This is a genomic window from Mycobacterium sp. NGS15 (assembly GCF_059813245.1).
Genome location: NZ_JCALEF010000004.1, coordinates 166000 through 192634, shown reverse-complemented (window position 1 = coordinate 192634; position 26635 = coordinate 166000). Strand labels below are relative to the sequence as shown.

The following is a 26635-nucleotide window of genomic DNA, read 5'->3' as shown; positions in this document are numbered from 1 at the left end:
CACGTGGGGTATCCGGAGAATGTGCTCGCTGACGATGAGCAGGTGGTGTTGCATCACCACCCGCACTGGAAGCGACTGATCGGCCCGGCGCTGGTGCTGATTCTGTCTACCGGAGTGGCAGCCTTTGTCGCCGCGATGGTCGATAACACCGACTGGCAGGCCACCGCAAAGAACGTGGTGATGATCGCGATCGGTGTTGTCTGGCTGGTGCTGGTCGGCTGGCTGAGCGTGTGGCCATTTCTAAACTGGCTCACCACGCACTTCGTCATCACCGATCGGCGTGTGATGTTTCGTCATGGGTTGTTGAGCCGTTCGGGAATCGATATCCCGCTGGCGCGTATCAACAGCGTCGAGTTCCGGCATGGCCTGGTGGACAGAATTTTGCGTACCGGCACGCTGATCATCGAATCTGCGTCACAGGACCCGCTGGAATTTCACGAGATACCGCGAGTGGAATACGTCCACTCGCTGCTCTATCACGAGGTCTTCGACACCCTCGGTTCAGAGGAGGGCGACAGTCGCTCCACCGGGCGTGGCCGCGAACGGCCACCCGCCACGTGATGCGCTGAGCCGTACAGGCCACGGCCGACTTCGGTGCCGTGATGCACGGTGGTGCTGTTGGGCAGCCCGGTATTCGGATGCGAAGGGGAGACGTTGTCCACTTCGGCGTCTGATGCGCCGTCCTCGGTTGCGACGAGAGTCGCGGGAGTCTGGTCGTGGCGCCCGAATTCGTCGGGAAATACCCAGCGGCGGAAGGCCCAGAACCGGAACGCCATCTGCAGCAGATTGCCGATGAGGTACGCGCTGATGAAATCGGCGATGTTCTCCACCGTCAGGCTCACGTTCGGCACACGCAGCTCGAAGATGTAACTCGACACCCACAGCGGGAGCATGGCGATGAGCACGCCGATACCGCTGACCGCGAAGAACAGCAATGCCTCGTGGTGCCGTTCCCGGCCGCCGCGGTCCCGGAAGCTCCATTCCCTGTTGAGGATGTAGGAGGCGATGACGGCGATGATGCCGGAGATGATCTTGGCGGTGAGGGGCTTGGGTTCCAGGATCGTCAGCTTGAGCGCGTAGAAGATGCCCGAGTCGATGATGAACGTGGTTCCACCGACTATCGCGAACTTGATCAGCTCGTGGTGCTGCTCGGCGACAGGCCGGATGAACCGGGGAAGCCGGGCGATGGTGGCATCGGCGAAAGACACAAATGGCGAGTGTACGGAAAATGGCATGACAGCGCGAAGCGGTCTTGGGTATCGGCTGCTCCGTCAGCTGTCGTTACCAGTCGCGCCGGCATGCAGCCGGCGCCAGGTTCGGGGGCTCGTTCCCTGATGTGCACGGAACCATCGGCTGAAGTTACTCGGTGAGGAAAATGCCAGCATCTCGGAGATCTCGGTCAGATTGTGGCGACCGCTCGTGACGAGGTGGTTGGCCAGATCGAGCCGTGTGGCGTCGAGGAGAGCGCTGAATGTCGTGCCTTCGCTTGTCAGATGGCGATGGACGGTCCTCCGGTCGACTCCCAGACTTCGGGCGACGTGCTCCACCGAGCAGCGGCCGATGGGCAGGAGCAGCTCGATGAGATCTCGGACACGATCGACGGTGGTCGTGTCCTGGAGCCGCTCAGACGATGTGAGAACCGCCAGGCTGTACTGACGCAGCAGCGGGTCGAATCGATCGTTGCGGCGGTCAAGATCGGTCGTGTACATCACCATCTCGTCGAGTGGTTGCGTGAATTCGACGCGTGGTCCGAAGACGCGGTGATGCATCGCGGGGTCTGTGCCTTCGGCGCGACGGAGACTGACTTTCAGCGGCCGCCAGGTGTTTCCCAGGAAGGTGCGGAGCACTCCGGCGAGCGCAGCCATCGCCAAGTCCGTGGATTGAGTGCTCTGGGTGGCCTCACCCACGTCGAGAGCCAGCCGGATGGCCCCAAGTCCGTCGCGTTCCACGAGGCGGATCCGCAGTGACTCGTTGTACATGGATTCGTGCCGGCCCAACATCGCGACGACATCGCGCACCGTGGGCTGCTCCCTTAGCGCCAGGCTCAGTGGGCCGAGGCTCGATAGTCGTCGCCGTTCGGCCAGTCTGAGGCCAAAGTCGTCCAGCCCGCTGGTAGCGGCGGAAGCCTCCAAGAGCGTTGCGACAGCGCTCGCGGCCACCCAACGGTCGGGCTGCAGAACGCCTGCCGGGTCCAATCCGTGGTCGCGCATCAATCGCGCCGGATCGAGACCGGATGCGCTCGCCACGTCGATGTAGCCGCTCAGTGCGGCGAATCGGACAAGCCGGGTGTCCATGGTTGTCCCTGAAAGAATAGAAATTGGTCCTGTAAAGATAAGTATGGATCACATCGGCTGTCTAGCGTCGGAGATGTACACGACATTGGACGAAAGGTTGAGCCATGGCCCATGCGGTGCGATTCCAGGAGACCGGTGGGCCCGAGGTTCTTCGCGTGGAGAACGTGCAGGTTGGCGAGCCGGGCCCCGGCGAGGTGAGAATCCGGCACCACGCGGTGGGACTGAACTTCGCGGACACGTACTTCCGGAGGGGTGTGTACCCCGTTGCGCTGCCGGCGGGAATGGGCGTGGAGGCCTCGGGTGTCATCGAAGCGGCGGGGCCTGGGGTGCCGGGCTTCGTTGTGGGGGATCGGGTGACCTATACCGGCAGTCCACTGGGCGCGTACAGCACCCAACGCGTCATGCCTGCCGAACATCTCATCCCGCTGCCCGACAGCATTTCCTTCGACACCGCATCGGCCATCACCATGCGGGGGCTGACGACGGCGTACCTGCTACGTCGGATCCATCCGTTGCGAATCGGGGATACCGTGCTGCTGCACGCTGCCGCCGGAGGGGTGGGGCTGTTGTTCCTGCAGTGGGCGAACCTGCTGGGCGTCAATGTCATCGGCACGGTGTCGAGTGACAAGAAGGCAGAGATCGCCCGCGCCAACGGCTGTGCGCACGTGCTTGTCTACCCGCGTGAGGACGTACCTCGGCGAGTGCGGGATCTCACGGACGGAGCGGGCGTTCCTGTCGTTTACGACGGAATTGGCAAGGCGACATATCAATCGTCGCTCGACTCGCTGGCACGCCGTGGTCTGTTGGTGTGCTTCGGTACCGCGTCGGGGCCGGTGCCGCCGATCGATGCGATCCAGTTGGCCGCCAAGGGCTCACTGTTCGTCACCAGGCCCGCGCTGGCCGATTACATTGCCGATCCGGCTGAGCGCGCGGTGCTGGCCGCCGAGCTTTTCGATCATGTCGCCGCGGGCCGAATACGCCTCGACATCGGGCGCCGCTATGAACTTCGGGACGCGGTGGAGGCCCATCGCGATCTGGAGTCTGGTGCGACCGTGGGCCAGTCGATCTTCTTGCCATGACCGTCGATCGAAAGGACGCAATCATCAAGAGCGTTGCCCCGCTGCACGGAATGCGCGTGCAGCCACTGACATGCGCTATCGGTGCCCAACTGTTCGACGTCGACCTGGCCGAGGTGTCGCGTGGTGATGAGCTCTTCGATGAGCTGCGCAAGCTGCTGCTCGAGCACAAGGTGTTGTTCTTGCGCGATCAGAACATCACCCGCGCCGAGCATGTGGCGCTGGCACGACGTTTCGGGCCGCTGGAGGACCATCCGGTTGCGGGTAGCGATCCGGATTATCCCGGGCTGGTGCGGATCTATAAGGAGATCGACAGCGCTCCAGAGCATTACGAAAACTCCTACCATTGCGACGCGACGTGGCGAGAAAGCCCCCCGATGGGATGCGTATTGCGCTGCATTGAAACGCCGCCCGTGGGTGGCGACACAATCTGGGTGAACATGGTCGAGGCGTATCGGCGGTTGCCCAGAGGGGTACGCGATCGAATCCGTGGGCTGAGCGCCCGACATTCGATTGAGGCCAGCTTCGGCGCCGCGATGCCGATGCAGCAGCGTCACGAACTGCACGGGCGATACCCGGACGCCGAGCACCCGGTGGTGCGCACGCACCCAGAGACTGGGGAGCCGATTCTGTTCGTCAATTCCTTCACCACACACCTGGTGAACTATCACCGCCCGGAGAATGTGCGGTTCGGCATCGACTACGCACCTGGGGCGTCGGAGCTTTTGCAATACCTGGTGCGGCAGGCGTCGGTCCCGGAGTTTCAGGTGCGTTGGCGCTGGACCCCCGGCAGCGTCGCCATCTGGGATAACCGGTCCACGCAACACTATGCCGTACAGGACTATTGGCCCGCCGTACGCAAGATGGAACGCGCCGGCATTTGCGGAGACAGACCGTTCTAGCTGGGCGATACGGCCAGCATGACAACATATGTCTGTGTCCGAAACTCCCGTCGTCACCATGATTGGTGGTGGTCAGCTGGCCCGGATGACTCATCAGGCGTCGATCGCGCTCGGTCAGACACTGCGGGTGCTGGCTCACGCGGCCGATGAGCCCGCGGCTCAAGTCACCCCCGATGTCGTGCTGGGTTCGCATACAGATCTGGACGATCTGCGCCGGGCGGCCAAGGGTGCCACCGTGCTGACCTTCGATCACGAACATGTCCCCACCGCATTTCTGGAGACCTTGCAGAGCGAGGGTGTCAACGTGCAGCCTTCGCCGTCGGCGCTCATCTACGCCCAGGACAAGACGTTGATGCGGCGCAAGTTGAAGAGCATCGGCGCTCCAGTGCCGGGCTTCGTGGACGTCGGGACCGTCGCCGATGTCGAGAAGTTCGCGGCGGAGACGGGTAGCCGGGTTGTGCTGAAGGCGGTGCGAGGGGGATACGACGGCCGAGGCGTGTGGATCACCGATGATCTGGACGAGGCGCGCGCGGTGGCCGCCGAGCAGTTGGCCGCCGGTGTGGAGCTGCTCGCCGAGGAGCGCGTCGATATGCGCCGTGAACTGTCGGCCATGGTGGCCCGTTCGCCCTTTGGTCAAGGCGCCGCCTGGCCCGTGGTGGAAACCGTTCAGCGGGACGGGATTTGTGCCGTAGTGATCGCGCCCGCCCCGGAACTGCCGGAGGAGCGGGCGATGGAAGCCGAGCAGCTCGCACTGCGTATCGCCACCGAGCTCGGTGTCACCGGGTGTTTGGCGGTGGAGCTGTTCGAAACCAATGACGGCCGGCTGCTGGTCAATGAGTTGGCGATGCGCCCGCACAATTCCGGGCATTGGAGCATGGACGGCGCGCGGACCGGGCAATTCGAACAGCACCTGCGTGCCGTACTCGACTATCCGCTCGGGTCCACAGAACAGCTGGCCCCCCTGACCGTCATGGCCAATGTGCTGGGTGCACACGAGACGCCCGCGATGTCACTCGATGAACGGATGCACCATCTGATGGGCCGCATCCCGGAGGCGAAGGTGCACTTGTACGGCAAGGGCGAGCGCGCGGGCCGCAAGCTCGGACATGTGAATATTCAAGGCCGCGCGGATGGTTCGGCGGCTGATCCGCAGTACGTGGCCGAGGTGCGGGAGCGCGCCGAGCGGGCCGCGCACTGGTTATCGCACGCGGTATGGACCGACGGATGGGCGGAAGGGCACTGATGAGCGCTTGCGCGAAGAGGCGAGGGCACTGATGAGCGCTTGCGCGAAGAGGCGAGGGCACTGATGGGCGCTTGCGCGAAGAGGCGAGGGCACTGATGAGCGCTTGCGCGAAGACGAGAGGACGCTGAATGGTGAGCGCACGGGTCGGCCTGATCATGGGCAGCGACAGTGACTGGTCGGTGATGTCGGATGCCGCGAATGCCTTGGCGGAGTTCGAGATTCCGTTCGAGGTGGGTGTTGTCTCGGCGCATCGAACGCCGGGACGCATGCTGGAGTACGCACGAACAGCCGCCGACCGGGGCATCCACGTGATCATCGCCGGGGCCGGCGGAGCGGCGCACCTGCCCGGCATGGTGGCCTCGGCTACCCCGTTGCCGGTTATCGGCGTTCCGGTACCGCTGGCGCGGCTGGACGGCCTGGATTCCCTGCTGTCCATTGTGCAGATGCCTGCGGGCGTGCCGGTGGCGACGGTGTCCATCGGTGGAGCCCGCAATGCGGGACTGCTGGCGGCGCGAATCCTCGGGGTCTCCGATCAGGCGTTGCGGGAGAAGGTTGTCGCCTTCCAGGCAAGCATGGAAGCCACGGTTCTGGAGAAGGATGCTGCGCTGCAGCGCAGACTATTAGGCGACTAAATTGACCGTGACGTACAGTTAACGGCGACTAACTGTTCGATCCTGGAGGCTGTGATGGCTGGAAACCCCTCGTTTGACCTGTTCAAGCTGGCCGAGGAGCATGACGAGTTGCGTGCGGCGATCCGTGGTCTGGCCGAGAAGGAGATCGCTCCCTACGCCAAGGATGTCGACGAGAAGGCACGTTTCCCCCAGGAAGCCCTTGATGCACTGGTCGCCTCGGGCTTCAACGCCGTACACGTTCCCGAGGAGTACGACGGTCAGGGCGCCGACAGTGTGGCCGCCTGCATCGTCATCGAAGAGGTCGCGCGGGTATGCGCCTCCTCCTCGCTGATCCCGGCGGTGAACAAGCTGGGCACCATGGGCTTGATTCTCAGTGGCTCCGACGAGCTGAAGCGGCAGGTGCTGCCGTCGATCGCCAGCGGTGAGGCGATGGCCTCCTATGCGCTGTCCGAGCGCGAGGCCGGCAGCGACGCGGCGGCCATGCGCACCCGCGCGAAGGCCGATGGCGATGGCTGGGTGATCAACGGCAGCAAGTGCTGGATCACCAATGGCGGCAAGTCGTCCTGGTACACCGTGATGGCGGTGACGGACCCCGACAAGAAGGCCAACGGTATCTCGGCGTTCATGGTGCACGAGGACGACGAGGGATTCACCGTGGGACCGCTGGAGCACAAGCTCGGCATCAAGGGCTCGCCGACCGCTGAGCTCTACTTCGAGAACTGCCGGATTCCGGGCGATCGGATCATCGGAGAGCCGGGCACCGGTTTCAAGACCGCGCTGCAGACGCTGGATCACACCCGCCCGACCATCGGTGCGCAGGCACTCGGTATCGCGCAGGGCGCCCTGGATCAGGCGATCGCATACACCAAGGACCGCAAGCAGTTTGGCAAGTCCATCAGTGATTTCCAGGGCGTGCAGTTCATGATCGCTGACATGGCGATGAAGGTCGAGGCTGCTCGTTTGATGGTGTACACCGCCGCGGCCCGCGCCGAGCGTGGCGAGAAGAACCTGGGATTCATCTCCTCGGCGTCGAAGTGCTTCGCCTCCGATGTGGCCATGGAGGTCACCACCGATGCCGTGCAGCTGTTCGGCGGCGCCGGATACACCACCGATTTCCCCGTCGAGCGGATGATGCGTGATGCCAAGATCACCCAAATCTACGAAGGCACCAACCAGATTCAGCGCGTTGTGATGAGCCGCGCACTGCTGTCGTCGTAAATCCGCCGCCCAGAACACACTCGCGCTAGGGGAGGGTGCGGGTGACCTTCTCGGAGGCAGCTCGTCGTTCCTGTGCGGCGTGGTCCGGGTGGGCCACCTGCACCAGCGAGGCTCCAACGACGAGCACCGCCAGAAGATGGGCGGTCAGCGTCTCCGGGGTGTCCCAGGCGCCTGAGCTCAACACCCGATCCTGGGCCGTGATGCCCTGTGTTACGGCGCTTTTCCGCGCGGCGGCCGCAACCTCGTCGACGTTGCGGCCGTCCAACGCGGGCCCGGCGCCGGCGGGTGAGAACCGGTCACCGTGGACCCGGACTGCCGTCGAATAGTCGGTCACGCCGAGCGGCAGGCCGGGCACCGGGCGCCCGAAGGCGTCCAATGACAGCACACACACCTCGTCGGCATCCGGTTCGTCACCGACTGTGCAGAACGCCACATCGGTGCTGCCTGCGCCCAACACCACTTCGGCACCGGCCCACCAGATTCCGAGGAGCACGCCCGCGGTCTGCCAATGCGCGGGCAGTCGCACCGCGACTGTTGACCCGGGGCCCGCACCGAACTCGTCGCGCAGCAAGTTGGCGGTCTTGGCCGCCCAGTTGGCCAGCGTCACCGTCGAGAGCTCGATGCGTTCGCCGGTGGCGTCGTCGTAGTAGGTGATCCGCGGCGCCGGACTGTTCGCGTCGCCCAGTAGCAGGGAGGTGAGGTTCATCAGTTGACGCAGCGCGGGCCGTTGGCCGCCGTGAAGACGGGCGACTGTGGCGGTGGGGGTGCGTCTTCCTCGGAGGAGGAACCACTCCCCGAAGACGGCACAGATGCCGGAGTGGTGTCCCGCCCGGAGCCGGGGCCGTGGTAGTCGTTGGACAACACCACACGGACAGTGCGCTCGGGCAGGCCCTGCTTCTCGACCACCTGCAGCCCCAGTTCCTCCGCCACCGCCTTGGCGCCTACGTCGTCCAGCTTTGCGGCCTGGACCTGGCTGCTGCCGGCAAGATCGGCATCATTGTTGCCGATCTTCCCTGCGGTGAATCCCTTGCCCACCAACAGTTCCGACACCGCAGCGGCGAGGCCGTTGATTTCAGTCTCATTGACGACGTCGGCGGTCGTTTGGTCCTTGGAGTAGGCGGCCTGTTCGGTCTTGCCCTCGGACTGTTGGTCCAGCAGGCCGGACACCCAGCTGCGCACCTGGTCGGGATCGACCTTCACAACGCTCTGTGTACCGTCCTCGGTCCACCCGTCCTCGCGCAGGATGGGAATGGTCGCGAACGCCACGTTGCCCCCGGACAGCTTCTGCAACTGCTGGATGAAGTCCATGACGTCCCAGCCCTCGCTGAGCACCACGGTGCGCGTAATCGCATCGCGAAGCTTGCTCAGGGTCGTTCCGTTGGTCAGTGTTCCTCCGGACAGCGCCGAATGTGCCAAGGACGACATGACCACCTGCTGCCGGACCACGCGATCGAGGTCACCGCGGGGCAGGTCGTGTCGTTGCCGCACGAAGCTCAACGCGTTCGGGCCGTCGAGCGTCTGCGGACCGGCGGGGAAGTCGGCTCCCGACATCGGTTCGTAGACGGCCTCGTTGAGGCACACGTCGACGCCACCCAGCGCATTGGTCATCAGCACGAATCCGAGCATGCTGACCTCGGCGTAGCGATCGACGGTGACACCGGTCAGCTTGGCCACAGTCTGGATCAGCGCCGAACGCCCCGCATCTACGGATTCGCGTTCGGCTGCTTCCAGCGTTTCACCGGATTCGACGCGCTTCTGCCGGTCGTTCTCTTTGGCTTCGCCGTAGACGCCGTTGATCTTTCCCTTGGTGCCGTCCGGGACGCCGACATACGAATCGCGGGGGATGGAGATCGCCGTTGCCGATTTTCCGTTGTTGGGTATGCGGATGAGAATGATGGTGTCGGTATTGGTGGCCGTCTCGTCACCGGCCCGCAACATCGATAGCTCGTCCTGCGAGAGCGGATTGCCGTGCGCGTCGCTGCGACTGTCGACGCCCACCATCAGAATGTCGATCGCGCCGTCATTTGGTTTCGCGGCGTTGCCGAACAGGCCCGGCAGACCGAACCGGGCGATGTTCGGATCGATATTGCCGATCTTTCCCCAGGCGGCCCCGGTGACCACCATGACGGCGACCGCGGCCAGCGTCGCGATACCCCGCCACAGGGGGCGTGGTGTCTCCGTCTGCGATGAGCCGCTCGCGCGAAGAGCGTGAGGGTCAGTCACGATGTCGGTCCATTTCCTCTCCTGGCCGGGCGTGTTCGCCGGGCAACGAGTTTCAAGCCTCGTCAAGGCTACGTCGGGACGGCGCTCATCCCTCGGAAGCGAAGTCGGCGTGCCAGACTCTAGGTGTGCTTGTTATCACCGGAGCGGGTGGCCAACTTGGCACCCACCTCATTGCTCGCGCCGCGCTTAGCGGCCTTCCTGCCCGCCCTTTGAGCTCGGCTGACTGGGATATTACCCGTGGCCGCGTGCCTGACGGGGTGATTGCTGCGGGGGACACCGTGATCAATTGCGCTGCCTACACCGCCGTGGACGCCGCGGAGACGGATGAGGACAGGGCATACGCGGTCAATGCCGAGGGAGCGGCGCGCGTGGCGCAGGCGTGCCGTGAGGTTGGCGCCAGGATGATCCATATCTCTACCGACTACGTGTTCAGCGGTGAGTTCGGTGGTGGCGGCCCGCGCCCCTACCGGCCAGGTGACGTCACGGCTCCGACGGGCGTGTACGCGCGCACCAAGTTCGCCGGAGAACAGGCCGTTCACGATGTCCTGCCGACAGCCCAGGTGGTACGTACGGCGTGGGTCTATACGGGAGTAAACGGTGATTTCGTGGGCGTCATGAGGCGCTTGGCGGCCGGGGCCGGGCCGGTGCGGGTTGTCACGGATCAGACCGGGTCTCCGACATACGCCGCAGACCTCGCCGCGGCGCTGTTGGACTTGGCTGCCTCTGACGTTGAGGATCCGATCCTGCATGCGGCCGGCGGCGGCGTGGTTAACCGGTTCGACTGGGCGAAGGCTGTGTTCGAGCTGGTCGGAGCGGATACCTCGCGATTGCAGCCCTGCCTGTCCGTTGATTTTCCGACCGCCGCGCCCCGGCCGGGATACACGGCGCTAGACAGTGATCATTGGGCCGCCGCGGGTCTGGCTCCGCTGCGCCCATGGCGGGACGCGTTGGCTGAGGCGCTGGCCACAAACTAGGGGTAGGTACCCTCAAGCACCGTGCCTGATCCTCTACGCCCGAGTAGCTCGTCCGTGCCACTCGAGCAGCTCGCCGTGGTGACGGTGACGTACTCGCCCGGCGAGCACCTAGACCGCTTCCTGCGCACATTGCGCCACGCCACTGATCGCCCGGTGCGGGTGATCCTGGCCGATAACGGCTCTACCGATGGAGTGCCCGAAGTGGCAGCCGAGGAGCCCGACGTCGAGCTGCTCCGCACGGGGGGCAATGTCGGTTACGGGAAAGCCGCCAACCTGGGGGTAGCGCAGGTGGAGCCCGACGCCGAGTGGATTGTGATCGCGAATCCTGACGTCCAGTGGGGTCCGGGAAGTATCGATGCGCTGCTTGAGGTGGCGCAGCGATGGCCCGCCGCGGGTGCGCTGGGTCCGCTGATTCGTGAACCCGACGGCACGGTATACCCCTCGGCGCGAGTGGTGCCAACCCTTACAGGAGGTGGGCTTCATGCGCTGCTGGGATCGGTGTGGCCCACCAATCCTTGGACCGCGGCATACCGCCAGGACCGGATGGAGCCATCCGAGCGTGTCGTCGGATGGTTGTCGGGGTCGTGCCTACTGCTCAGGCGTAAGGCCTTCGACGCCATCGGCGGATTCGACACGCGCTATTTCATGTACATGGAGGACGTCGATCTTGGCGACCGGCTGGCGCGTGCGGGCTGGCAGAACGTGTACGCGCCGAGCGCGGAGGTTGTGCACGCGAAGGGACACGCGGCCGGGCGCGATCCGGCGCGCAGCCTCACCGCTCATCACGACAGCGTTTATATCTATCAATCAGACCGGCACCCACACTGGTGGCAGGCGCCGTTGCGCTGGAGCATTCGGAGCGCGCTGGCGGCTCGATCCGCGATCGTGGTGCGCGCGGCGATCCGTGCCGATCGGCGCCGGGACAAGCAAGGAGATGTGAATGCCTGACAGTGTTGTACCCGGCAGTGTTGTATCTGGCAGTGCTGAATCGGGTGCCGTGGTTGAATCGGGCACCGTGAAAGCCGATGCCGTCATCTTGGTAGGAGGGCAGGGCACCCGGCTGCGCCCACTGACCCTCTCCGCGCCCAAACCGATGCTGCCGATCGCCGGCTTCCCCTTCCTGACACATGTCTTGTCGCGGGTAGCGGCGGCCGGGATCGATCATGTGGTGCTGGGAACGTCCTACAAGGCCGAGGTCTTCGAATCGGAATTTGGCGACGGATCCAAACTGGGCCTGTCGATCACGTACGTCACCGAAACGGAACCGTTGGGTACTGGCGGGGCCATCCGGAATGTGCTGAACCATCTGCGTCACGACACCGCCCTTGTCTTCAACGGCGATGTGTTGTCCGGCCTGGATCTGAAAGATCTTCTCGCCCACCATGAGCAGACGCAGGCCGATCTGACATTGCATCTGGTACGGGTTGGCGACCCGCGCGCGTTCGGTTGTGTGCCTACTGATTCCGATGGTCGGGTCACTGCGTTTCTGGAGAAGACCGAAGATCCGCCCACCGACCAGATCAACGCCGGCTGTTATGTGTTCCGGCGCGAGCTGATCGAACAGATCCCGTCCGGTCGGCCGGTCTCGGTTGAGCGAGAGGTCTTTCCGGGACTGCTGAGCAGCGGCGCCAAGGTGTGTGGATACGTGGACACCAGTTATTGGCGCGATATGGGAACTCCCGAGGATTTCGTGCGTGGCTCGGCAGACCTGGTGCGCGGCATCGCGCCTTCGCCGGCGATCCCCGAACATCCGGGTGAGGCGCTGGTGCACGACGGTGCTTCGGTGGCACCGGGCGCGCTGGTGATCGGCGGTACCGTGGTGGGTCGGGGAGCCGAAATCGGTCCGGGGGCACGGCTTGACGGTGCGGTCGTTTTCGACGGTGCGCGCATCGAAGCGGGTGCCGTCGTGGAACGCTCCATTATCGGATTTGGCGCCCGCATCGGCCCGCGGGCACTGGTACGCGACGGCGTGATCGGTGACGGTGCTGACATCGGCGCACGGTGCGAGCTGCTGCGCGGCGCCCGGGTGTGGCCGGGAATCACCATCCCCGACGGTGGCATCAGGTACTCCTCGGACGTGTAGCCGATGCGCGTGGTCCGGCTGTTGGTATGCGGGGCAACTGTCGTGCTGACTGGCTGTTCGGACCGGGTTGATTACGAGCAGCAGGCGCTGGACCTGACGCACGCCCGTGACAATCTCAAAAAGGTCGAGCTGACCATTCCGGATTCCTACAGGCTGGTGTCGATGACGTACTTCCCCGAGCCATTCGTGGGCCAGGGCTGGCGTTCGGGGGCCTTCGAATCCCCGACGTCGCCACCGGCGCCAATGTTGTTGCGCGGAAAACCGATCCGAACTGAAAAGGTAGCCTGCGATGCCATACCGCAACGGACCGATCCGGACTGGTTGAAAGCAGGATTCGATTGCGATATGCCTAACGGGCGTTACGGAGTCGCCGAAAGTATGTACGGCATTAGTGTTTTCACCGGGGAGCTGAGCTCCGGGAAGTCACGCATCTATCTGCGTGTCGAGGGGCACTAGCGAAGATGGGCGCGCGCCCGCTGGGCCAATATGACTACCGAGGGATCTTCGTCCGGAATCTCATCGATGGGCCACCAGCGCAGGTCGAGTGATTCGTCGCTGACGGCGATCTGTGCGCCCTCGGGTGCATGGGCCAAGAACTGCAGATCGAGATGGCGCGTCGGCACACCCAGTGAGCATGTAATCGGATGTACGTGTATGCCAAGCAGAGTCGACGCAAGGGTGAGATTCGCGATCCCCGACTCCTCGGTGGCCTCGCGCAGGGCGGCGGCCCGGATCGTGGAGTCCTCCTCCTCGCAGTGACCACCCAGCTGCAGCCACTTGCCCACCCGCGGGTGCAGGGTCAGGAGCGCCTGCGATCCGTCGTGATCGACCACCAGTGCCGAGGCGGTGATGTGGCCGGCGGCACTGCGGCGACGGCAGGCGTCCGGGTTGGCGTCGAGGAACGCCAGCACGGAATGCCGGAGGCTGTCCTGCTCCGCATCCGGTGCATCCCACGTGGACAACAGCTCGACGGCAGATTCGCGCAGGCCGGTCACAGCTCTACCAGCATCTGGCCGGGTGGCAGCGGAGTGCGCGGTGTCAAGCCCTCTTCCGGGTAGCCGTGGGGGTAACCAATCGCGATGGCGCCCATCGGTTCCCATGAGGAGTCCAATGCGAGCTGCTTGCGCACCAGGTCTCCCGCGAAGATGGTGGACCCGATCCAGCAGCTCCCTACGCCCCGCGCGGCCAGCGCCACCAGGAGTGCCTGCACCGCGGCCCCGACCGCAACGGTGAACATCGTGCGTTCCGCCGCGTTCCGGCGCTCATCGGGATAGTCATGTGCACCGTCGGGCACCAGGAACGGAATCACGACCTCTGGTGCGTCATAGAGAATCTGTCCGCGTGCTACCCGCTTCTGCACGGACTCGGGGGTGCGGCCGTCCCCGCTGAGGTCGACGGTCCATGCCTGCTTCATGGCGTCCAACAGTGCACGTCGTGTTGTCAGATCCCGCACCCACACGAATCGCACCGGATGGGTGTGATGCGGAGCGGGGGCCGTCAGCGCCTCGCCGATGGCTTCGCGTAGCAGGTCGGGATCGACTGCGATGTCGGAAAATTGACGAATGGAGCGACGCACCAGTACCGCATCGCGGCGCCCCTGCTCTAAGGCCTCCGCGGTGCCGAGCCAGAATAAATCGTCCGGGCCCGAGCGCTGGAGATCGCGGGCCACGCTGCCGTCGTCGGACACCGTCAGGCCGCGGACCACCGCGACCGGCACGTCGGTGAGCTTGCCCTTGACGAGGTCGGCGGCGGCGGCGATTTCATCGGCGATGGCCACCTCTGTCACCTGAAGCTCGTTGCCGTGTTTATCTTTTGCACCGGCGTAGCCGTAGAGGACCGAGATGCCGGAAGAGCCGATGGCCGCATCGGTCTGTCCGTTGCGCCAGGCCCGGCCCATGGTGTCGGTGATCACCACCGCTACGTTGACGCCCAGCTGGCGCGCCAGCGCGGCCCGTACTGCCTTCGCGCTGGCATCTGGATCGGCGGGAAGCAGCACGAGTTCGGCAGTGTCCACATTGGATGCGTCGATTCCGGCGGCGGCCTGCACGATGCCGATGGTGTTCTCGGTAATCAGTGTCTTGCCCTTGCGGGCCAGCACGCGGACCGACTCGGAGTCGATCAGTTTGCGCCGTAAGGTGTCTCGCGCTGCGGGGTCGATGGGCGCGGCGACGATTCGCCCCTCGGCCTTGGAAACGATCTTGCTGGTGATCACGATCACATCGCCGTCTCGCACCCACGGCGCCACCTCGGCGATGGCCCGGGCGACATCGTCACCCGGGCGGAATTCCGGCAGGCCCGGAACGGGTAGGATCTCTACCGGAGCCGCTGAACCATGTTCTGGTGCAGGGGAATCCACAGGTGATGTCATAGGGTAACTCCGGCCAGGTCAAGTCCCGCACGCACCATCGCCGCCGTCGCGTCCGGGTCGGTCATGAGCAGCGGGACCGACCGTACCTGAACTCCTGCAATGTGAGCGGCGTCACCCTCGTCGACCAGCCAGCCATCCAGGATGCCGGTCTGGGAACGGGCGCCGAAGTGGTCCCCGACACCTTGCGAGCTCACCTCCACACCGATCACGCGCAAACATTCGTCGGCCATTCCGCGGAGGGGCTTGCCGGACACGATCGGGGAGTACCCGATGACCGGAGCGGGGGTTGTGCGGAGCGCCCCGCGAACTCCACCGACCGCCAGGACCGCCCCGATGCTCACCACCGGATTGGACGGAGCCAGCAAGACGGCATCGGCCTCGCCAATGGCCTCGGCAACACCCGGGCCGGCCTTTGCTTCGTCTGCGCCGACGAACGCGAAGCTGTGGGTGGGGACCTGCGCGCGGTGCTGTACCCACCACTGTTGGAAGTGGATGGCGCGCTGCTGGCCGTCGGTGGGGTCGGTGATCACCACGTGGGTCTCACAGCGATCGTCGCTGACGGGTAACAGGCGGACTCCGGGCTGCCATCGATTGCATAACGCTTCGGTGACTGCTGATAGCGGGTAACCGGCTCGCAGCATTTGACTGCGTATCAGGTGAGTGGCCAGGTCCCTGTCGCCGAGTGAGAACCAGTCGGGCTGGGCGCCATAGGCCGCCAGCTCCTCCATGGCGTTCCAGGTCTCGCCACGGTGTCCCCAGCCCCGCTCCGGGTCGACCCCTCCGCCCAGGGTGTACATGCAGGTGTCCAGGTCAGGGCAGATCCTGACGCCGTGCATCCAGGCGTCGTCGCCAATATTCACGATGGCGTTTATCTGATGCTTGCTGGAGTCGGGGCCGAGCAAGCGCTGGACGCCGAGGAGGAAGCGCGCTCCGCCGACGCCGCCGACGAGGACGGTGAGTTTCACGCTGACCCAGACTAGTGCGCCGGCAATGATGCGACACGCCACGAAGGCGCCACGCCGATTTTGTCGGTCGCAGATGGTATGAATTTTCGTCCTTCGCTTGACCCCGGCAGCGAACACGTGTGTAATCACACCAGTGTCATTCCTCGGGCTGAGTTTGGAAGTCACAGGCGCAGACTGGGATTCGATCAGATGTTCGAATGGGAATGGCCGAGAAAACGAAGATGTGGCACGAAACCGGGCATTACGAGCTGTATTGGGATGCAAGAGGAACAGTGAGGAGGCGGGACGATGCTGTTTGGGCGCAATGAATTTGGCGTACACGACGAGCTGAGTTCCGGCGTTGGCACGGGTGCGACGGGCTTACCGCCCGCACGTCCGCATCTGACGTTGGTGCATAACGATTTTGATGCGCTCATTGGTGTCGCTGACGATCAGTGGCAAGAGAAGGCGCTGTGCGCACAGACCGATCCCGAGGCGTTCTTCCCTGAGAAGGGTGGGTCGACTCGTGAGGCCAAGCGCATCTGCCAGGGCTGCGAAGTCAAGGACGAGTGCCTTGAGTCCGCGCTGGCCAATGACGAACGGTTCGGCATCTGGGGTGGGTTGTCCGAGCGTGAGCGCCGTCGTCTGAAGCGGGGCATCATCTAACTCCGCGTTCTGCGCTCGACCAGGGCGGGTTACTCGCCCTCGTCGGTGATGGTTGGGTCGATCACCGACGGTTCCACCCCCAAGTGGGTGGCAACCTGCGCCACCAGGAGGTCGTGCAGGAGATCCGACAAATCCCCAGATTTTTTTGCGCGTAATTCGATCGGCTTGCGGAACAGGACAATTCGCGCCCGGGTGGTGTTACCCCGGGTGTCCACGCCGGCAGGAATCAGCCTTGCCAGCGGGATCGGTCCGTCCGCGATGACTTCCGGCGGCCACTGCACCGACTCAGGATCCTTCGGCTGGATGCGTGGAATCTCATCGACCGCGACGTCCAGTCCCTCCAGTCGTGACTGCCATGCCCGTTCGATCGGCTCGTAGGCCTCAAGGACGGCCATATCGAAACGCTCGGCGCGCGAGCGCCAGCCGGGAACGGTCGGCGGTAGGAGGGGGCCACGGAATTCGCGCCCCCTTCGAGAGCCCTGCGAACTCGACCCGCCAGCCGAGCCGCCGCGCCGTCCGTCACGTGACATAGGAGAAATGGTAGCGGTGTGACTCTTGTGGTTGACGAATCACAACGAGCCGGTCACCCCGGGGTCTCACCTCGATCACCGGAGGGTCTCGGTGGGTTCGCAGCGCGTGTCTGCGGGTCGGAACGTGTTTGCGCACGCTAGCCTCAACGTTTGTGAGAGCCCCCCGTCGTTGCTGTCGGCCCGGGTGCCCGAGTCCCGCCGTGGCGACGTTGACGTTCGTCTACGCGGACTCGACGGCCGTGGTCGGGCCGCTGGCCACGTCCAGCGAGCCGCATTCGTGGGATCTGTGTGCGCAGCACGCCAGCCGGATCACCGCGCCTCGCGGGTGGGAGCTGGTCAGGTACAACGGTCCTCTGCCGTCGAATCCCGAGGACGACGACCTGGTTGCCTTGGCGGATGCGGTGCGGGAACCTGCCGGTGTCCGGGTGGCTGCGGCTGGATTCAGTGAGCCGGCACTCGATATGGGATCGCCCGCCACCTCGACGGCCCCCCGGCCCGTGCACCCGGCCCCCGTGGGGCGGCGCCGCGGGCACCTGCGGGTGCTGCCTGATCCAGCCGAGTAGCTCTGAACAGGTACTTTCGGCTCGGCCTGATGACATTCTGTAGCCTCTCGCCGGACGTTCACGTTGGATACTCGCCGACCACTAGGCTGGCCAGCGACACCTAACGTCCCCTCTCTCGATAGATCAATAGGAGTGCTCTCGTCATGGCCCGGTCCGCCGACGCTGTTCATGCGGTAATCAAGGCGTACGACGTCCGTGGCCTACTGGGCGAGCAGATCGACGATTCCTTCGTGTTTGATGTGGGCTCTTCGTTCGCGCGGCTGGTCAAAGCCGAGAGGGCGGACGCGGGTGCGCCGCCGCGGATCGTGGTGGGTCGCGACATGCGCGACTCTTCGCCGGGGCTGGCGCAGGCGTTCACCGAGGGTGTTACCGCGCAGGGTCTCGATGTCGTGCTGATCGGGCTCGCATCCACCGACCAGCTGTATTTCGCTTCGGGCTTGTTGGACTGCCCGGGAGCCATGTTCACCGCCAGTCACAATCCGGCGGCCTACAACGGAATCAAGCTGTGCCGCGCAGGCGCCAAGCCTGTGGGTAAAGACACCGGCCTGTCCATCATCAGCGATGAGCTGATCAACGGCGTGCCAGTGCATGACGGTCCGGCTGGCACCGTATCCGAGCGTGATGTCCTCGCCGAATACGGCGAGTTCCTGCGGTCATTGGTTCAGTTGACTGGGGCGCGCCCGCTTCGGGTGGCAGTGGATGCGGGTAACGGCATGGCCGGGCACACGACTCCGGCGGTACTGGGCACGATTGCATCGATAGCGCTCGCGCCGTTGTACTTTGAGTTGGACGGCAATTTTCCCAACCACGAAGCCAATCCACTCGATCCCGAGAATCTGCGTGATCTACAGGCCTTTGTTCTGTCGGAGGGGGCCGACATCGGGCTCGCTTTCGACGGCGACGCCGACAGGTGCTTTGTGGTCGATGAGCGTGGACGCGCTGTATCTCCATCCGCAGTAACCGCTTTGGTGGCGCGCCGCGAACTGGAGCGGGAAATCGGCGGCACCATCATCCACAATCTGATCACCTCGCGCGCCGTTCCCGAGCTTGTCGTCGAGCATGGGGGGACACCGGTGCGCTCGCGTGTCGGTCACTCGTTCATCAAGGCGTTGATGGCCGAGACGGGGGCGATCTTCGGCGGTGAGCACTCCGCGCACTACTATTTCCGCGATTTCTGGGGGGCGGACTCGGGGATGCTGGCGGCACTGCATGTACTGGCGGCTCTCAGCGAGCAGGACCGGCCGCTGTCGGACCTCATGTCTGACTACGAGCGGTACGCGTCCTCCGGTGAGATCAACTTCCGCGTCTCGAATGCCAAGACATGTATCGATGAGGTGCTGAAGTCATTTGGCACACAAATAGTTTCGATCGATCATCTCGATGGAGTGACCATCGACATCGGTACCGGGACATGGTTCAACCTGCGTACCTCGAATACCGAGCCATTGCTGCGTCTCAACGTGGAGGCGCGCACCGACGAAGATGTGGCGGCGGTGGTCGCACGCGTCACCGAGGTGGTTGACCGCACCGAGGCCGCTACCTGATGAACGCCACCATCGATCTGGACGACGCCGAGGCGCTGTTGGCGGCGGATCGCGATGGCTTGTTGCAGGCCGCGTCCATGGCCGGCTCGCAGGTGCGCGCGGTCGGCACTGCCATCGCCGAGGGCGCCCTGGAGTCTCTTCGATCGGAAGACCGGTCGCGCGCTGTGGTCTGGGTCGCGGGTCGCGGCACCGCCGCCACGGCCGGAGCGGTTTTGGCTGGGGCGCTGTCGGATACGGTGAGCCTTCCGTTCGTGACTGCCACCCGGGCACCGGTATGGGTGGGCCCGCTCGATGTCATCGTGGTCGCCGGTGACGATGCCGGTGACCCGGCCCTCAGCGCTGCGGTATCGGTGGGCACCCGCCGGGGCGCCCGGGTAATCATCGCCGCACCCGATGAGGGTCCTCTAGCGTATTCTGGTGCAGGCCGGGCAATTTCGCTGGCACCCCGTTTGCGGGTGCCGGACACATTCAGCCTTGCCCACAATCTTGCCGTCGGCGCGGCCGTGCTTGGCGTGCTCGATAAGGCCGTCGCGCCTGACGTCATGACCATCGCCGACGAGGTGGATGGTGAGGTGTCCCGGAACACCATAGGGCGGGAAGTCTTCACCAACGCCGCCAAGGTCATCGCCACACGTTTGACCGGTGGCCCTGCGGTGCTCTGTGGGGATCGGTCGGTCACCGTGGCGCTCGCTCAACACGCCGCGGCGACGCTACTGCGGCTCACGCAGCGCACCGCGACCGCGTGCGGTCTCCCGCAAGCGTTGGCCGCTATGCGGGATACGTTGTCGGGTAGAAGTTCTGGTGAGGCCTCGCTGTTTCATGATGAGTTCATCGATGGCCCTCGTAGCGGTGGTCGACCGCGGATACTTGCCCTTGCGACCGATAGTGACTTCCAATCGGTCGCCTCGAGGATCGACGGTGTCGACGAGGCGGAGCTGGTGAGCACCACCGACCTCGGCGACGTGGCGAGTCGGCCGTCTGAGCTCGCGCAGCTGATGATGCTCGCGACACGGCTCGAAATGGCCTCGGTGTACGCCCGGCTTGGTGGGGGGAGATCCGGGCTGTGAATCTGCTCAGGGGGGCGATCAGGACGTACGCCTGGGGTTCGCGGACGGCGATCGCCGAGTTCACCGGCCGCCCCACGCCTACACCGCATCCCGAAGCCGAACTGTGGCTGGGCGCGCACCCGGCTGACCCGGCCTACGTGGAAACCGGCAACAGTGCACAGTCATTGCTCGAAGTCGTGGCGGCGGACCCGGCGGGGCAGTTGGGACCGGCGTCGGTTGCGGAGTTCGGTGATCAACTTCCGTTCCTGCTGAAGGTGCTGGCCGCCGATGAGCCGCTGTCCTTGCAGGCTCACCCCAGTGCGCAGCAGGCGGCCGACGGATACGCACGCGAAGAGGCGGCAGGGGTGCCGCTCAACTCCCCGGTACGCAATTATCGCGATCGCAATCACAAGCCGGAACTTGTTGTGGCGCTGGATCGTTTCGAGGCGTTGGCCGGCTTCCGCGATCCCGGCGACACCGTCGAGCTCTTTCGCGCTTTGAATGTCGACGTGCTGACACCGTATGTGAATCTGCTGGCCGGTCAATCCGACGCCGATGGGTTACGCGCCCTGTTCACCACGTGGATAACGCTGCCTCAGCCGAGCCTGGATCTGTTGGTGCCGTCGGTGCTCGACGGTGCGGTGCGCTATCTGTCCTCCGGGCACGAGCGTTTCGTCGGCGAGGCGCGCACCCTGTTGGAGTTGGGTGAGCGGTATCCAGCCGATGCGGGAGTGCTCGCCTCGCTGTTGTTGAACCGGCTCACCCTGGAGCCGGGGGAGGGGATCTACCTGCCCGCCGGAAACCTGCATGCGTACCTGCGCGGCCTGGCGGTTGAGATCATGGCCAACTCCGACAATGTGCTGCGGGGCGGGCTGACCCCCAAGCACGTCGATGTTCCCGAATTGCTTCGGGTGCTGGATTTTTCGCCCGCCGCCGAGAAGCATCTACACGTCGAGACGGTTGCCGACGGTGCCCAGACTCGATACTGCACGCCTGCCAAGGAATTCGCGCTGTCGCGTTTCGACCTGGTCGACGGTGAGCCCACTCAGGTCGGTGTCAACGGACCGCGGATACTGCTGTGCACCCATGGCAGCGTGCGGTTGGACGGTTCGGGGGCGGATCTCGCGGTGCATACGGGACAGTCGGCGTGGGTGCCGGCTGACGGCGGAAGTGTCACGCTGATCGGGCAGTCTGACGCGCGCGTGTTCATGGCAACAGTCGACGCGGACGCATAGCGATCCACGGGGCAAGGCGCGAAGGGAACAGAGGGAGAGTCGATGTCTGCAGGCGGCAGTAAGAAGGCGATCATCGCGGCGCTGGCGGCCAACGCCGGGATTGCCGCGGCCAAGTTCGTCGGCTTCCTTATCACCGGAAGTTCGTCGATGCTCGCCGAGTCCGTGCACTCGGTGGCGGACACCTCCAACCAGGGGCTGCTGCTTTACGGGCAGCGCGCGGCGAGTAGGGAGGCAGATCGTCTGCACCCGTTCGGGTATGGGCGCAGCCGATTCTTCTACTCGTTTGTGGTGGCGCTGGTGCTGTTCACGCTGGGTTCGGTCTTCGCCCTGTACGAGGGCTATCACAAGATCCACGCACCTGAGCATCTTCAGTCGCCCATTGTCGCGGTCGTGATCCTGGTATTGGCGATAGGGCTGGAGGGCTACAGCTTCCGTACCGCGTTCGTGGAGTCCACACCGCTGAAGGGCAAGGCCAGCTGGTGGCAGTTCATCCGCAACTCACGCAACCCCGAGCTTCCCGTCGTGCTGCTCGAAGACACCGGTGCCCTACTGGGACTGGCCTTTGCGCTCTTTGGTGTTGGCATGACGATCCTGACGGGTGATCCGGTGTGGGACGGGATCGGCACCATGGCGATCGGGGTGCTGCTGGGCATCATCGCGATTGTCCTGATGGTCGAGATGAAGAGCCTTCTGATTGGCGAGGGCGCGACCGCGTCGCAGGAGCAAGCGATCCTGGACGCGCTGACCGGGACCGATCACGTGGAGCGGGTAATTCATTGCCGTACCCAGTATCTGGGCCCGGAGGAGCTTCTGGTTGCGGCCAAGATCGCGATCGCCCCGGACGCGGATCTGCCGCTGGTCGCTGCGACGATCGACGCCGCCGAACGGCGGGTGCGCGAGGCGATACCGATCGCGCAGGTGATCTATCTCGAGCCCGATCTGGACCGTTCGACCGCCAATTCTTAGCTAGCCGGTGTGATCAACCGTCGTGAGCATGGGGGTTGTGCGAGACTGCCGTAATGCCAGGTAGCGGATTGTGGCGAACCAAGTCTGTCGAACAGTCGATCGCGGATACGGACGAGCCGGAAACAAAGCTCCGTAGGGACTTAACGTGGTGGGATCTCACCGTTTTCGGGGTCTCGGTGGTCATCGGAGCCGGTATTTTCACTGTCACCGCATCGACGGCGGCCAATGTCACCGGTCCGGCGATTTCACTCTCTTTCATCATGGCCGCAATCGGGTGCGGTCTGGCCGCCATGTGCTATGCCGAGTTCGCATCGACCATTCCGGTTGCCGGCAGCGCCTATACGTTTTCCTACGCGACATTCGGTGAGTTCGCCGCCTGGATCCTGGGATGGGACCTCATTCTGGAGTTCTCGGTCGGCGCGGCCACCGTCGCCAAGGGCTGGTCGAGCTATCTGAGCACCGTATTTGGGTTCTCCAGTAGCACAGTGCATCTCGGGTCACTCAAGGTCGACTGGGGCGCATTGCTCGTTGTCTCGGTGTTGACGGTGCTGCTTGCTGTCGGCACCAAGCTGTCCTCACGGGTATCCCTCGTCGTCACGACCGTCAAGGTTCTGGTGGTGCTACTGGTGATCATCGTCGGCGCCTTCTTCATCAAGGCGTCCAACTACACACCGTTCATCCCGCCGACGGAGGCTGGGAGTTCCAGCAGGACCGGACTGGATCAGTCGCTGTTCTCATTCATCGCCGGTGGCTCCGGAAGTCAGTACGGCTGGTTCGGCGTACTGGCCGGTGCGTCAATCGTGTTCTTCGCGTTCATCGGTTTCGATGTCGTTGCCACCACCGCGGAGGAAACCCGGAACCCGCAAAAGGATGTGCCGCGCGGCATCATCGCGTCGCTCGTGATCGTCACCGTCCTGTACGTCGCGGTCACGGTGGTGCTCTCCGGGATGGTCAAGTACAGCGATCTGCGGGCAGCTGATTCGCATCCGAATCTGTCCACGGCATTCCACCTCAACGGCGTCGACTGGGCCGCCAAGGTCATCGCGATCGGCGCACTGGCCGGGCTGACCACCGTGGTCATGGTGCTGATGCTCGGGCAGATCCGCGTCATCTTCGCAATGTGTAGAGACGGGCTATTGCCGCGCGAGCTGGCGAGAACCGGATCGCACGGGACACCGATACGGATCACCCTGATTGTCGGCTTCCTCGTCGCTTTGGCTGCGGCCTTCACCCCGATCGAAGGTCTGGAGGAGATCGTCAACGTCGGCACCTTGTTTGCCTTTGTGCTCGTCTCGGCCGGCGTCATCGTGTTGCGGCGGTCCCGGCCCGACCTGCCGCGTGCCTTCCGGGCTCCGGGTGTGCCATGGCTGCCGATCATCGCGATCCTCGCGTGCGGCTGGCTGATGCTCAACCTTGCCGTGCGCACCTGGATGTTCGCGTTGGCCTGGATGGTCATCGGCGTGGTCGTCTACTTCGCCTACAGTCGCCGGCACTCGCTGCTCGGGTTGCGTGTGGCCGTCGAGCAGTAATTCACTTCCTTCTTCCTCTCCGTCGGCGCCCTCGGGGTGACGCGCACCACCAGCTGCTTTACAAAACATAATCATTTGTCTAGACAAGCGACGAATCATGTCTTATCGTCAAATCTGTTCGGTGACGCACCTCACGAAGATTTGAAACCGAGGAGAAGTGACGATGACGTCAAACTTGGAAACAGGCCCGGCGCAGCCCACCTCGCAGTGGCGCGATCGCAAGCGCCACATGTGGCTGTACGGCATGATTCCGCCCACCGCCATCTTCATCGCGACGGCTCTTGTCTATGCGATGAACCAGCTCGGGTGGCAGCAGTTCTCGCCATTCTTCTTCTGGATTGGCCCACTGCTGGTGTACGTGCTCTTGCCGCTGCTGGATCTGCGCTTCGGCGCCGACGGCGAGAACGCGCCCGATGAGGCGATGGAGGCGCTGGAGAATGACAAGTACTACCGGTACTGCACCTACATCTTCATCCCGTTCCAGTACGCGAGCTTCTTCCTGGGGGCCTACTACTTCACCGCCACCGACCTGAGCTGGATCGGCTTCGATAACGGCATCAGCTGGATCTCCAAGCTGGGCATCGCATTGTCGATCGGTGTGCTCGGCGGAGTCGGCATCAATACCGCGCACGAAATGGGGCACAAGAAGGACGAACTGGAGCGCTGGCTCTCGAAGATCACGCTGGCACAGACGTTCTACGGCCACTTCTACATCGAGCACAACCGTGGACACCACGTGCGCGTCGCGACACCCGAGGACCCGGCCAGTTCGCGATTCGGCGAGACGTTCTGGGGCTTCTGGCCGCGCAGCGTCTGGGGGAGCCTGAAGTCCTCCTGGAATCTGGAGGCCACGCGTATGAAGCGGCTGAATCGCTTTGTGCTGCACCCGAGCAACGATGTGGTGAATGCGTGGCTGATGACGGTGGTCTTGTTCGGGGTCACCATCGCCATCTTCGGTACTGCGGTCATCCCGTACCTGATCATTCAGGCCATCTATGGATTCACCTTCCTGGAGACGGTGAACTACCTGGAGCACTACGGGCTGCTGCGGCAGAAGGTCGCCGGCGGACGGTACGAGCGCTGCACCCCTAAGCACAGCTGGAACTCGGATCACCTGGTGACCAACATCTTCCTGTACCACCTGCAGCGGCATAGCGATCACCACGCCAACCCCACGCGGCGTTACCAGACCCTGCGCAGTATGGACGGCGCTCCAAACCTGCCCAGCGGGTACGCGACGATGCTGACGCTGGCGTACTTCCCGCCGCTGTGGCGCAAGATCATGGATCAGCGGGTGCTGGATCACTACGACGGCGATATCACCAAGGTGAACGTCCAGCCGAGCAAGCGTGCAAAGATTCTGGCCAAGTACGGCGTGACGGAACGGGCGGCATAAAATGTCCCCGAAAATATCCCAGTACCGTTGCCCCGTATGCCAGTACGTGTACGACGAGAACATGGGGGCCCCTCGCGAGGGGTTCCCGGCCGGCACGGCGTGGTCGGAGGTTCCCGACGACTGGTGCTGCCCCGACTGCGGAGTGCGCGAGAAAGTGGATTTCGAAGTTTTTGAATCCTCAAAATCAGGAGCGGACTCATGAGCGAGAACGACTACAAATTGTACGAATGCATGCAGTGCGGATTCCAGTACGACGAGGCCGTCGGTTGGCCGGAGGACGGCATCGCGGCGGGCACTCGCTGGGACGACATTCCTGAGGACTGGAGCTGCCCGGACTGTGGCGCGGCGAAGGCCGACTTCGTGATGGTGGAGATCGCGCGGCCATGACAGATGTGTTGCCTGCAAGGGGCGCATTGACGACGGCGAGCGCCCCTGTCAGGCTCCCCGGTGTGACGCCACGATTGCCGTATGCCGAGGCCGCACGGGCGCTGCTACGCGAATCGGTTCTCGATGCTCTCGGAGATCTGCTGCGGCACCAGGACTGGTCGGCGGTGACAATGTCCGCGGTCGCCCGTCGGGCCGGAGTCAGTCGGCAGACGCTGTACAACGAGTTCGGCTCCCGGCAGGGGCTGGCCCAGGGCTATGCCCTGCGGCTGGCTCTGCGCCTTGCCGACTCCGTCAACAACGCGATATACGCCAATGTCGGCGATATCCACGGCGCTCTGCATCAGGGATTCGCTGCATTCTTCGCCGAGAGTGCGGCAGATCCCATGGTCATCGCGCTGCTGACCGGTGATGCCAAACCTGAGCTCATGCGCCTTGTGACGGTAGACAGTGCCGTGATCGTGCTGCCGGCATCGGCACGGCTGACCGAGTCGTTCGCCAACAGCTGGGTGTCCGCAAGCGAGGAGGATGCCGCGATCCTCGCGAGGTCGATTGTGCGACTGGCGATTAGTTACGTGTCGATGCCGCCGGAATCGGATCATGATGTGGCGCTCGATATGGCGCGTCTGTTGTCCCCGTTCGTCGAGGCCAACGCACTCGCCGATAAGGCCCCTGCAAGCGGGAGGGGTCCACAGTGACCTGCATGTCCACAAATCTCGCTACCTGATCTAACTATCTATCGCTCACACGCGCTAACCTGGTGACGGACCCGTGTGTGTCAGTTGCATTGACATGCAAGAAACATCAAGAGACGCGATT

29 protein-coding genes are annotated in these 26635 nt (G+C 64.1%); 21 read left to right on the top strand and 8 right to left on the bottom strand.

Features of this window, described 5'->3' with window-relative positions:
* Positions 1 to 3 precede the first annotated feature (3 nt).
* The gene (locus AC5Y5C_RS12025; protein ID WP_499972327.1) at positions 4 to 561 is read left to right on the top strand and encodes a PH domain-containing protein; all 558 of its coding nucleotides are present in this window, start codon (positions 4 to 6) and stop codon (positions 559 to 561) included.
* Here the strand turns inward: AC5Y5C_RS12025 and AC5Y5C_RS12020 are convergent.
* Together AC5Y5C_RS12020 and AC5Y5C_RS12015 are read right to left on the bottom strand one after the other, a co-directional pair.
* A complete protein-coding gene (locus tag AC5Y5C_RS12020) occupies positions 477 to 1208 on the bottom strand; it encodes a GtrA family protein (RefSeq protein ID WP_499972325.1) in 732 nt (243 codons plus the stop codon). The two genes, AC5Y5C_RS12025 and AC5Y5C_RS12020, sit on opposite strands and share 85 nt — an antisense overlap.
* A gap of 63 nt (positions 1209 to 1271) precedes the next feature.
* The gene (locus AC5Y5C_RS12015; protein WP_499972323.1) at positions 1272 to 2294 is read right to left on the bottom strand and encodes an AraC family transcriptional regulator; all 1023 of its coding nucleotides are present in this window, start codon (positions 2292 to 2294) and stop codon (positions 1272 to 1274) included.
* A 104-nt stretch (positions 2295 to 2398) separates the two neighbouring features.
* Here AC5Y5C_RS12015 and AC5Y5C_RS12010 point away from each other — a divergent pair, with 104 nt between their 5' ends.
* From AC5Y5C_RS12010 to AC5Y5C_RS11990, 5 genes are all read left to right on the top strand, one after another.
* The gene (locus tag AC5Y5C_RS12010) at positions 2399 to 3373 is read left to right on the top strand and encodes a quinone oxidoreductase family protein (RefSeq protein WP_499972320.1); all 975 of its coding nucleotides are present in this window, start codon (positions 2399 to 2401) and stop codon (positions 3371 to 3373) included.
* Positions 3374 to 3396: 23 nt separating this feature from the next.
* Positions 3397 to 4272 carry a TauD/TfdA dioxygenase family protein gene (locus tag AC5Y5C_RS12005; RefSeq protein WP_499973157.1) on the top strand — a complete coding sequence of 292 codons (876 nt, stop codon included), beginning with the start codon at positions 3397 to 3399 and terminating at the stop codon, positions 4270 to 4272.
* A 34-nt stretch (positions 4273 to 4306) separates the two neighbouring features.
* Entirely contained in the window at positions 4307 to 5515 is a 1209-nt protein-coding gene (locus AC5Y5C_RS12000; protein WP_499972318.1) for a 5-(carboxyamino)imidazole ribonucleotide synthase, read from the top strand.
* Positions 5516 to 5643: 128 nt separating this feature from the next.
* Positions 5644 to 6147 (top strand): 5-(carboxyamino)imidazole ribonucleotide mutase, encoded by a 504-nt coding sequence (gene purE, locus AC5Y5C_RS11995; RefSeq protein ID WP_499972316.1) that lies wholly within the window; start codon positions 5644 to 5646, stop codon positions 6145 to 6147.
* Between the two features lie 54 nt (positions 6148 to 6201).
* Positions 6202 to 7365, top strand: a complete 1164-nt coding sequence (locus AC5Y5C_RS11990) for an acyl-CoA dehydrogenase (RefSeq protein ID WP_499972314.1) — start codon at positions 6202 to 6204, stop codon at positions 7363 to 7365.
* 25 nt (positions 7366 to 7390) lie between these two features.
* Here AC5Y5C_RS11990 and AC5Y5C_RS11985 read toward each other — a convergent pair whose 3' ends face one another.
* Both AC5Y5C_RS11985 and AC5Y5C_RS11980 read right to left on the bottom strand, forming a co-directional pair.
* Positions 7391 to 8074 (bottom strand): TIGR03089 family protein, encoded by a 684-nt coding sequence (locus AC5Y5C_RS11985; RefSeq protein WP_499973155.1) that lies wholly within the window; start codon positions 8072 to 8074, stop codon positions 7391 to 7393.
* Positions 8071 to 9588: an LCP family protein gene (locus AC5Y5C_RS11980; protein WP_499972311.1), complete on the bottom strand. Its 1518-nt coding sequence runs from the start codon at positions 9586 to 9588 to the stop codon at positions 8071 to 8073. Before AC5Y5C_RS11980 ends, AC5Y5C_RS11985 begins: the two co-directional genes overlap by 4 nt.
* 125 nt (positions 9589 to 9713) lie before the next feature.
* Between AC5Y5C_RS11980 and rfbD the strand changes: the two genes are divergently transcribed.
* The 4 genes from rfbD (at position 9714) to AC5Y5C_RS11960 (ending at position 13101) form a co-directional block, all read left to right on the top strand.
* On the top strand, positions 9714 to 10562 hold the full coding sequence (gene rfbD / locus AC5Y5C_RS11975; RefSeq protein WP_499972308.1) for a dTDP-4-dehydrorhamnose reductase: 849 nt from the start codon (positions 9714 to 9716) through the stop codon (positions 10560 to 10562).
* Between the two features lie 75 nt (positions 10563 to 10637).
* The gene (locus AC5Y5C_RS11970) at positions 10638 to 11510 is read left to right on the top strand and encodes a glycosyltransferase family 2 protein (RefSeq protein WP_499973152.1); all 873 of its coding nucleotides are present in this window, start codon (positions 10638 to 10640) and stop codon (positions 11508 to 11510) included.
* A 67-nt stretch (positions 11511 to 11577) separates the two neighbouring features.
* Complete coding sequence (manB, locus tag AC5Y5C_RS11965) at positions 11578 to 12645, top strand: mannose-1-phosphate guanylyltransferase (RefSeq protein ID WP_499973149.1); 1068 nt, start codon at positions 11578 to 11580, stop codon at positions 12643 to 12645.
* A 3-nt stretch (positions 12646 to 12648) separates the two neighbouring features.
* The gene (locus tag AC5Y5C_RS11960; RefSeq protein ID WP_499972305.1) at positions 12649 to 13101 is read left to right on the top strand and encodes a hypothetical protein; all 453 of its coding nucleotides are present in this window, start codon (positions 12649 to 12651) and stop codon (positions 13099 to 13101) included.
* Here the strand turns inward: AC5Y5C_RS11960 and AC5Y5C_RS11955 are convergent.
* The 3 genes from AC5Y5C_RS11955 to cofD are packed head-to-tail and all read right to left on the bottom strand — an operon-like array spanning position 13098 to position 15978.
* Positions 13098 to 13640, bottom strand: coding sequence for an NUDIX hydrolase (locus AC5Y5C_RS11955; RefSeq protein WP_499972302.1), 543 nt, complete (start codon positions 13638 to 13640; stop codon positions 13098 to 13100). The genes AC5Y5C_RS11960 and AC5Y5C_RS11955 overlap by 4 nt on opposite strands.
* Positions 13637 to 15013, bottom strand: a complete 1377-nt coding sequence (locus AC5Y5C_RS11950) for a coenzyme F420-0:L-glutamate ligase (protein WP_499972300.1) — start codon at positions 15011 to 15013, stop codon at positions 13637 to 13639. Before AC5Y5C_RS11950 ends, AC5Y5C_RS11955 begins: the two co-directional genes overlap by 4 nt.
* On the bottom strand, positions 15010 to 15978 hold the full coding sequence (gene cofD, locus AC5Y5C_RS11945) for a 2-phospho-L-lactate transferase (RefSeq protein WP_499972299.1): 969 nt from the start codon (positions 15976 to 15978) through the stop codon (positions 15010 to 15012). Before cofD ends, AC5Y5C_RS11950 begins: the two co-directional genes overlap by 4 nt.
* A gap of 390 nt (positions 15979 to 16368) precedes the next feature.
* Between cofD and AC5Y5C_RS11940 the strand changes: the two genes are divergently transcribed.
* A complete protein-coding gene (locus AC5Y5C_RS11940) occupies positions 16369 to 16623 on the top strand; it encodes a WhiB family transcriptional regulator (RefSeq protein WP_499973147.1) in 255 nt (84 codons plus the stop codon).
* A gap of 29 nt (positions 16624 to 16652) precedes the next feature.
* Here AC5Y5C_RS11940 and AC5Y5C_RS11935 read toward each other — a convergent pair whose 3' ends face one another.
* Positions 16653 to 17153, bottom strand: a complete 501-nt coding sequence (locus AC5Y5C_RS11935; protein WP_499972297.1) for a metallopeptidase family protein — start codon at positions 17151 to 17153, stop codon at positions 16653 to 16655.
* A gap of 152 nt (positions 17154 to 17305) precedes the next feature.
* Here AC5Y5C_RS11935 and AC5Y5C_RS11930 point away from each other — a divergent pair, with 152 nt between their 5' ends.
* From AC5Y5C_RS11930 to AC5Y5C_RS11885, 10 genes are all read left to right on the top strand, one after another.
* A complete protein-coding gene (locus AC5Y5C_RS11930) occupies positions 17306 to 17716 on the top strand; it encodes a DUF3499 domain-containing protein (protein WP_499972294.1) in 411 nt (136 codons plus the stop codon).
* Between the two features lie 143 nt (positions 17717 to 17859).
* Positions 17860 to 19260 (top strand): phosphomannomutase/phosphoglucomutase, encoded by a 1401-nt coding sequence (locus AC5Y5C_RS11925; RefSeq protein ID WP_499972290.1) that lies wholly within the window; start codon positions 17860 to 17862, stop codon positions 19258 to 19260.
* A complete protein-coding gene (locus tag AC5Y5C_RS11920; RefSeq protein WP_499972286.1) occupies positions 19260 to 20327 on the top strand; it encodes a TobH protein in 1068 nt (355 codons plus the stop codon). The genes AC5Y5C_RS11925 and AC5Y5C_RS11920 overlap by 1 nt, the downstream gene beginning before the upstream one ends.
* On the top strand, positions 20324 to 21541 hold the full coding sequence (manA, locus tag AC5Y5C_RS11915) for a mannose-6-phosphate isomerase, class I (protein ID WP_499972283.1): 1218 nt from the start codon (positions 20324 to 20326) through the stop codon (positions 21539 to 21541). Before AC5Y5C_RS11920 ends, manA begins: the two co-directional genes overlap by 4 nt.
* 42 nt (positions 21542 to 21583) lie before the next feature.
* Positions 21584 to 22507, top strand: a complete 924-nt coding sequence (locus tag AC5Y5C_RS11910) for a cation diffusion facilitator family transporter (RefSeq protein WP_499972279.1) — start codon at positions 21584 to 21586, stop codon at positions 22505 to 22507.
* A gap of 53 nt (positions 22508 to 22560) precedes the next feature.
* The gene (locus tag AC5Y5C_RS11905; protein WP_499972277.1) at positions 22561 to 24036 is read left to right on the top strand and encodes an amino acid permease; all 1476 of its coding nucleotides are present in this window, start codon (positions 22561 to 22563) and stop codon (positions 24034 to 24036) included.
* Between the two features lie 163 nt (positions 24037 to 24199).
* Positions 24200 to 25432, top strand: coding sequence for an alkane 1-monooxygenase (locus tag AC5Y5C_RS11900; RefSeq protein ID WP_499972275.1), 1233 nt, complete (start codon positions 24200 to 24202; stop codon positions 25430 to 25432).
* Between the two features lie 13 nt (positions 25433 to 25445).
* A complete protein-coding gene (locus AC5Y5C_RS11895) occupies positions 25446 to 25634 on the top strand; it encodes a rubredoxin (protein ID WP_499973144.1) in 189 nt (62 codons plus the stop codon).
* Positions 25631 to 25819 carry a rubredoxin gene (locus AC5Y5C_RS11890; RefSeq protein ID WP_499972273.1) on the top strand — a complete coding sequence of 63 codons (189 nt, stop codon included), beginning with the start codon at positions 25631 to 25633 and terminating at the stop codon, positions 25817 to 25819. Before AC5Y5C_RS11895 ends, AC5Y5C_RS11890 begins: the two co-directional genes overlap by 4 nt.
* A gap of 74 nt (positions 25820 to 25893) precedes the next feature.
* Positions 25894 to 26514: a TetR/AcrR family transcriptional regulator gene (locus AC5Y5C_RS11885; protein WP_499973141.1), complete on the top strand. Its 621-nt coding sequence runs from the start codon at positions 25894 to 25896 to the stop codon at positions 26512 to 26514.
* Positions 26515 to 26635 lie beyond the last annotated feature (121 nt).

Coding starts and splice junctions, on each gene's coding strand:
- AC5Y5C_RS11900 (WP_499972275.1), top strand. CDS start 24,200: ATGACGTCAAACTTGGAAACAGGCCCGGCGCAGCCCACCTCGCAGTGG.
- AC5Y5C_RS11990 (WP_499972314.1), top strand. CDS start 6,202: ATGGCTGGAAACCCCTCGTTTGACCTGTTCAAGCTGGCCGAGGAGCAT.
- AC5Y5C_RS12010 (WP_499972320.1), top strand. CDS start 2,399: ATGGCCCATGCGGTGCGATTCCAGGAGACCGGTGGGCCCGAGGTTCTT.
- AC5Y5C_RS11925 (WP_499972290.1), top strand. CDS start 17,860: ATGGCCCGGTCCGCCGACGCTGTTCATGCGGTAATCAAGGCGTACGAC.
- AC5Y5C_RS11950 (WP_499972300.1), bottom strand. CDS start 15,013: ATGACATCACCTGTGGATTCCCCTGCACCAGAACATGGTTCAGCGGCT.
- AC5Y5C_RS11910 (WP_499972279.1), top strand. CDS start 21,584: ATGTCTGCAGGCGGCAGTAAGAAGGCGATCATCGCGGCGCTGGCGGCC.
- AC5Y5C_RS11920 (WP_499972286.1), top strand. CDS start 19,260: ATGAACGCCACCATCGATCTGGACGACGCCGAGGCGCTGTTGGCGGCG.
- AC5Y5C_RS12015 (WP_499972323.1), bottom strand. CDS start 2,294: ATGGACACCCGGCTTGTCCGATTCGCCGCACTGAGCGGCTACATCGAC.
- AC5Y5C_RS11935 (WP_499972297.1), bottom strand. CDS start 17,153: ATGTCACGTGACGGACGGCGCGGCGGCTCGGCTGGCGGGTCGAGTTCG.
- AC5Y5C_RS11960 (WP_499972305.1), top strand. CDS start 12,649: ATGCGCGTGGTCCGGCTGTTGGTATGCGGGGCAACTGTCGTGCTGACT.
- purE (WP_499972316.1), top strand. CDS start 5,644: ATGGTGAGCGCACGGGTCGGCCTGATCATGGGCAGCGACAGTGACTGG.
- AC5Y5C_RS11890 (WP_499972273.1), top strand. CDS start 25,631: ATGAGCGAGAACGACTACAAATTGTACGAATGCATGCAGTGCGGATTC.
- AC5Y5C_RS11905 (WP_499972277.1), top strand. CDS start 22,561: ATGCCAGGTAGCGGATTGTGGCGAACCAAGTCTGTCGAACAGTCGATC.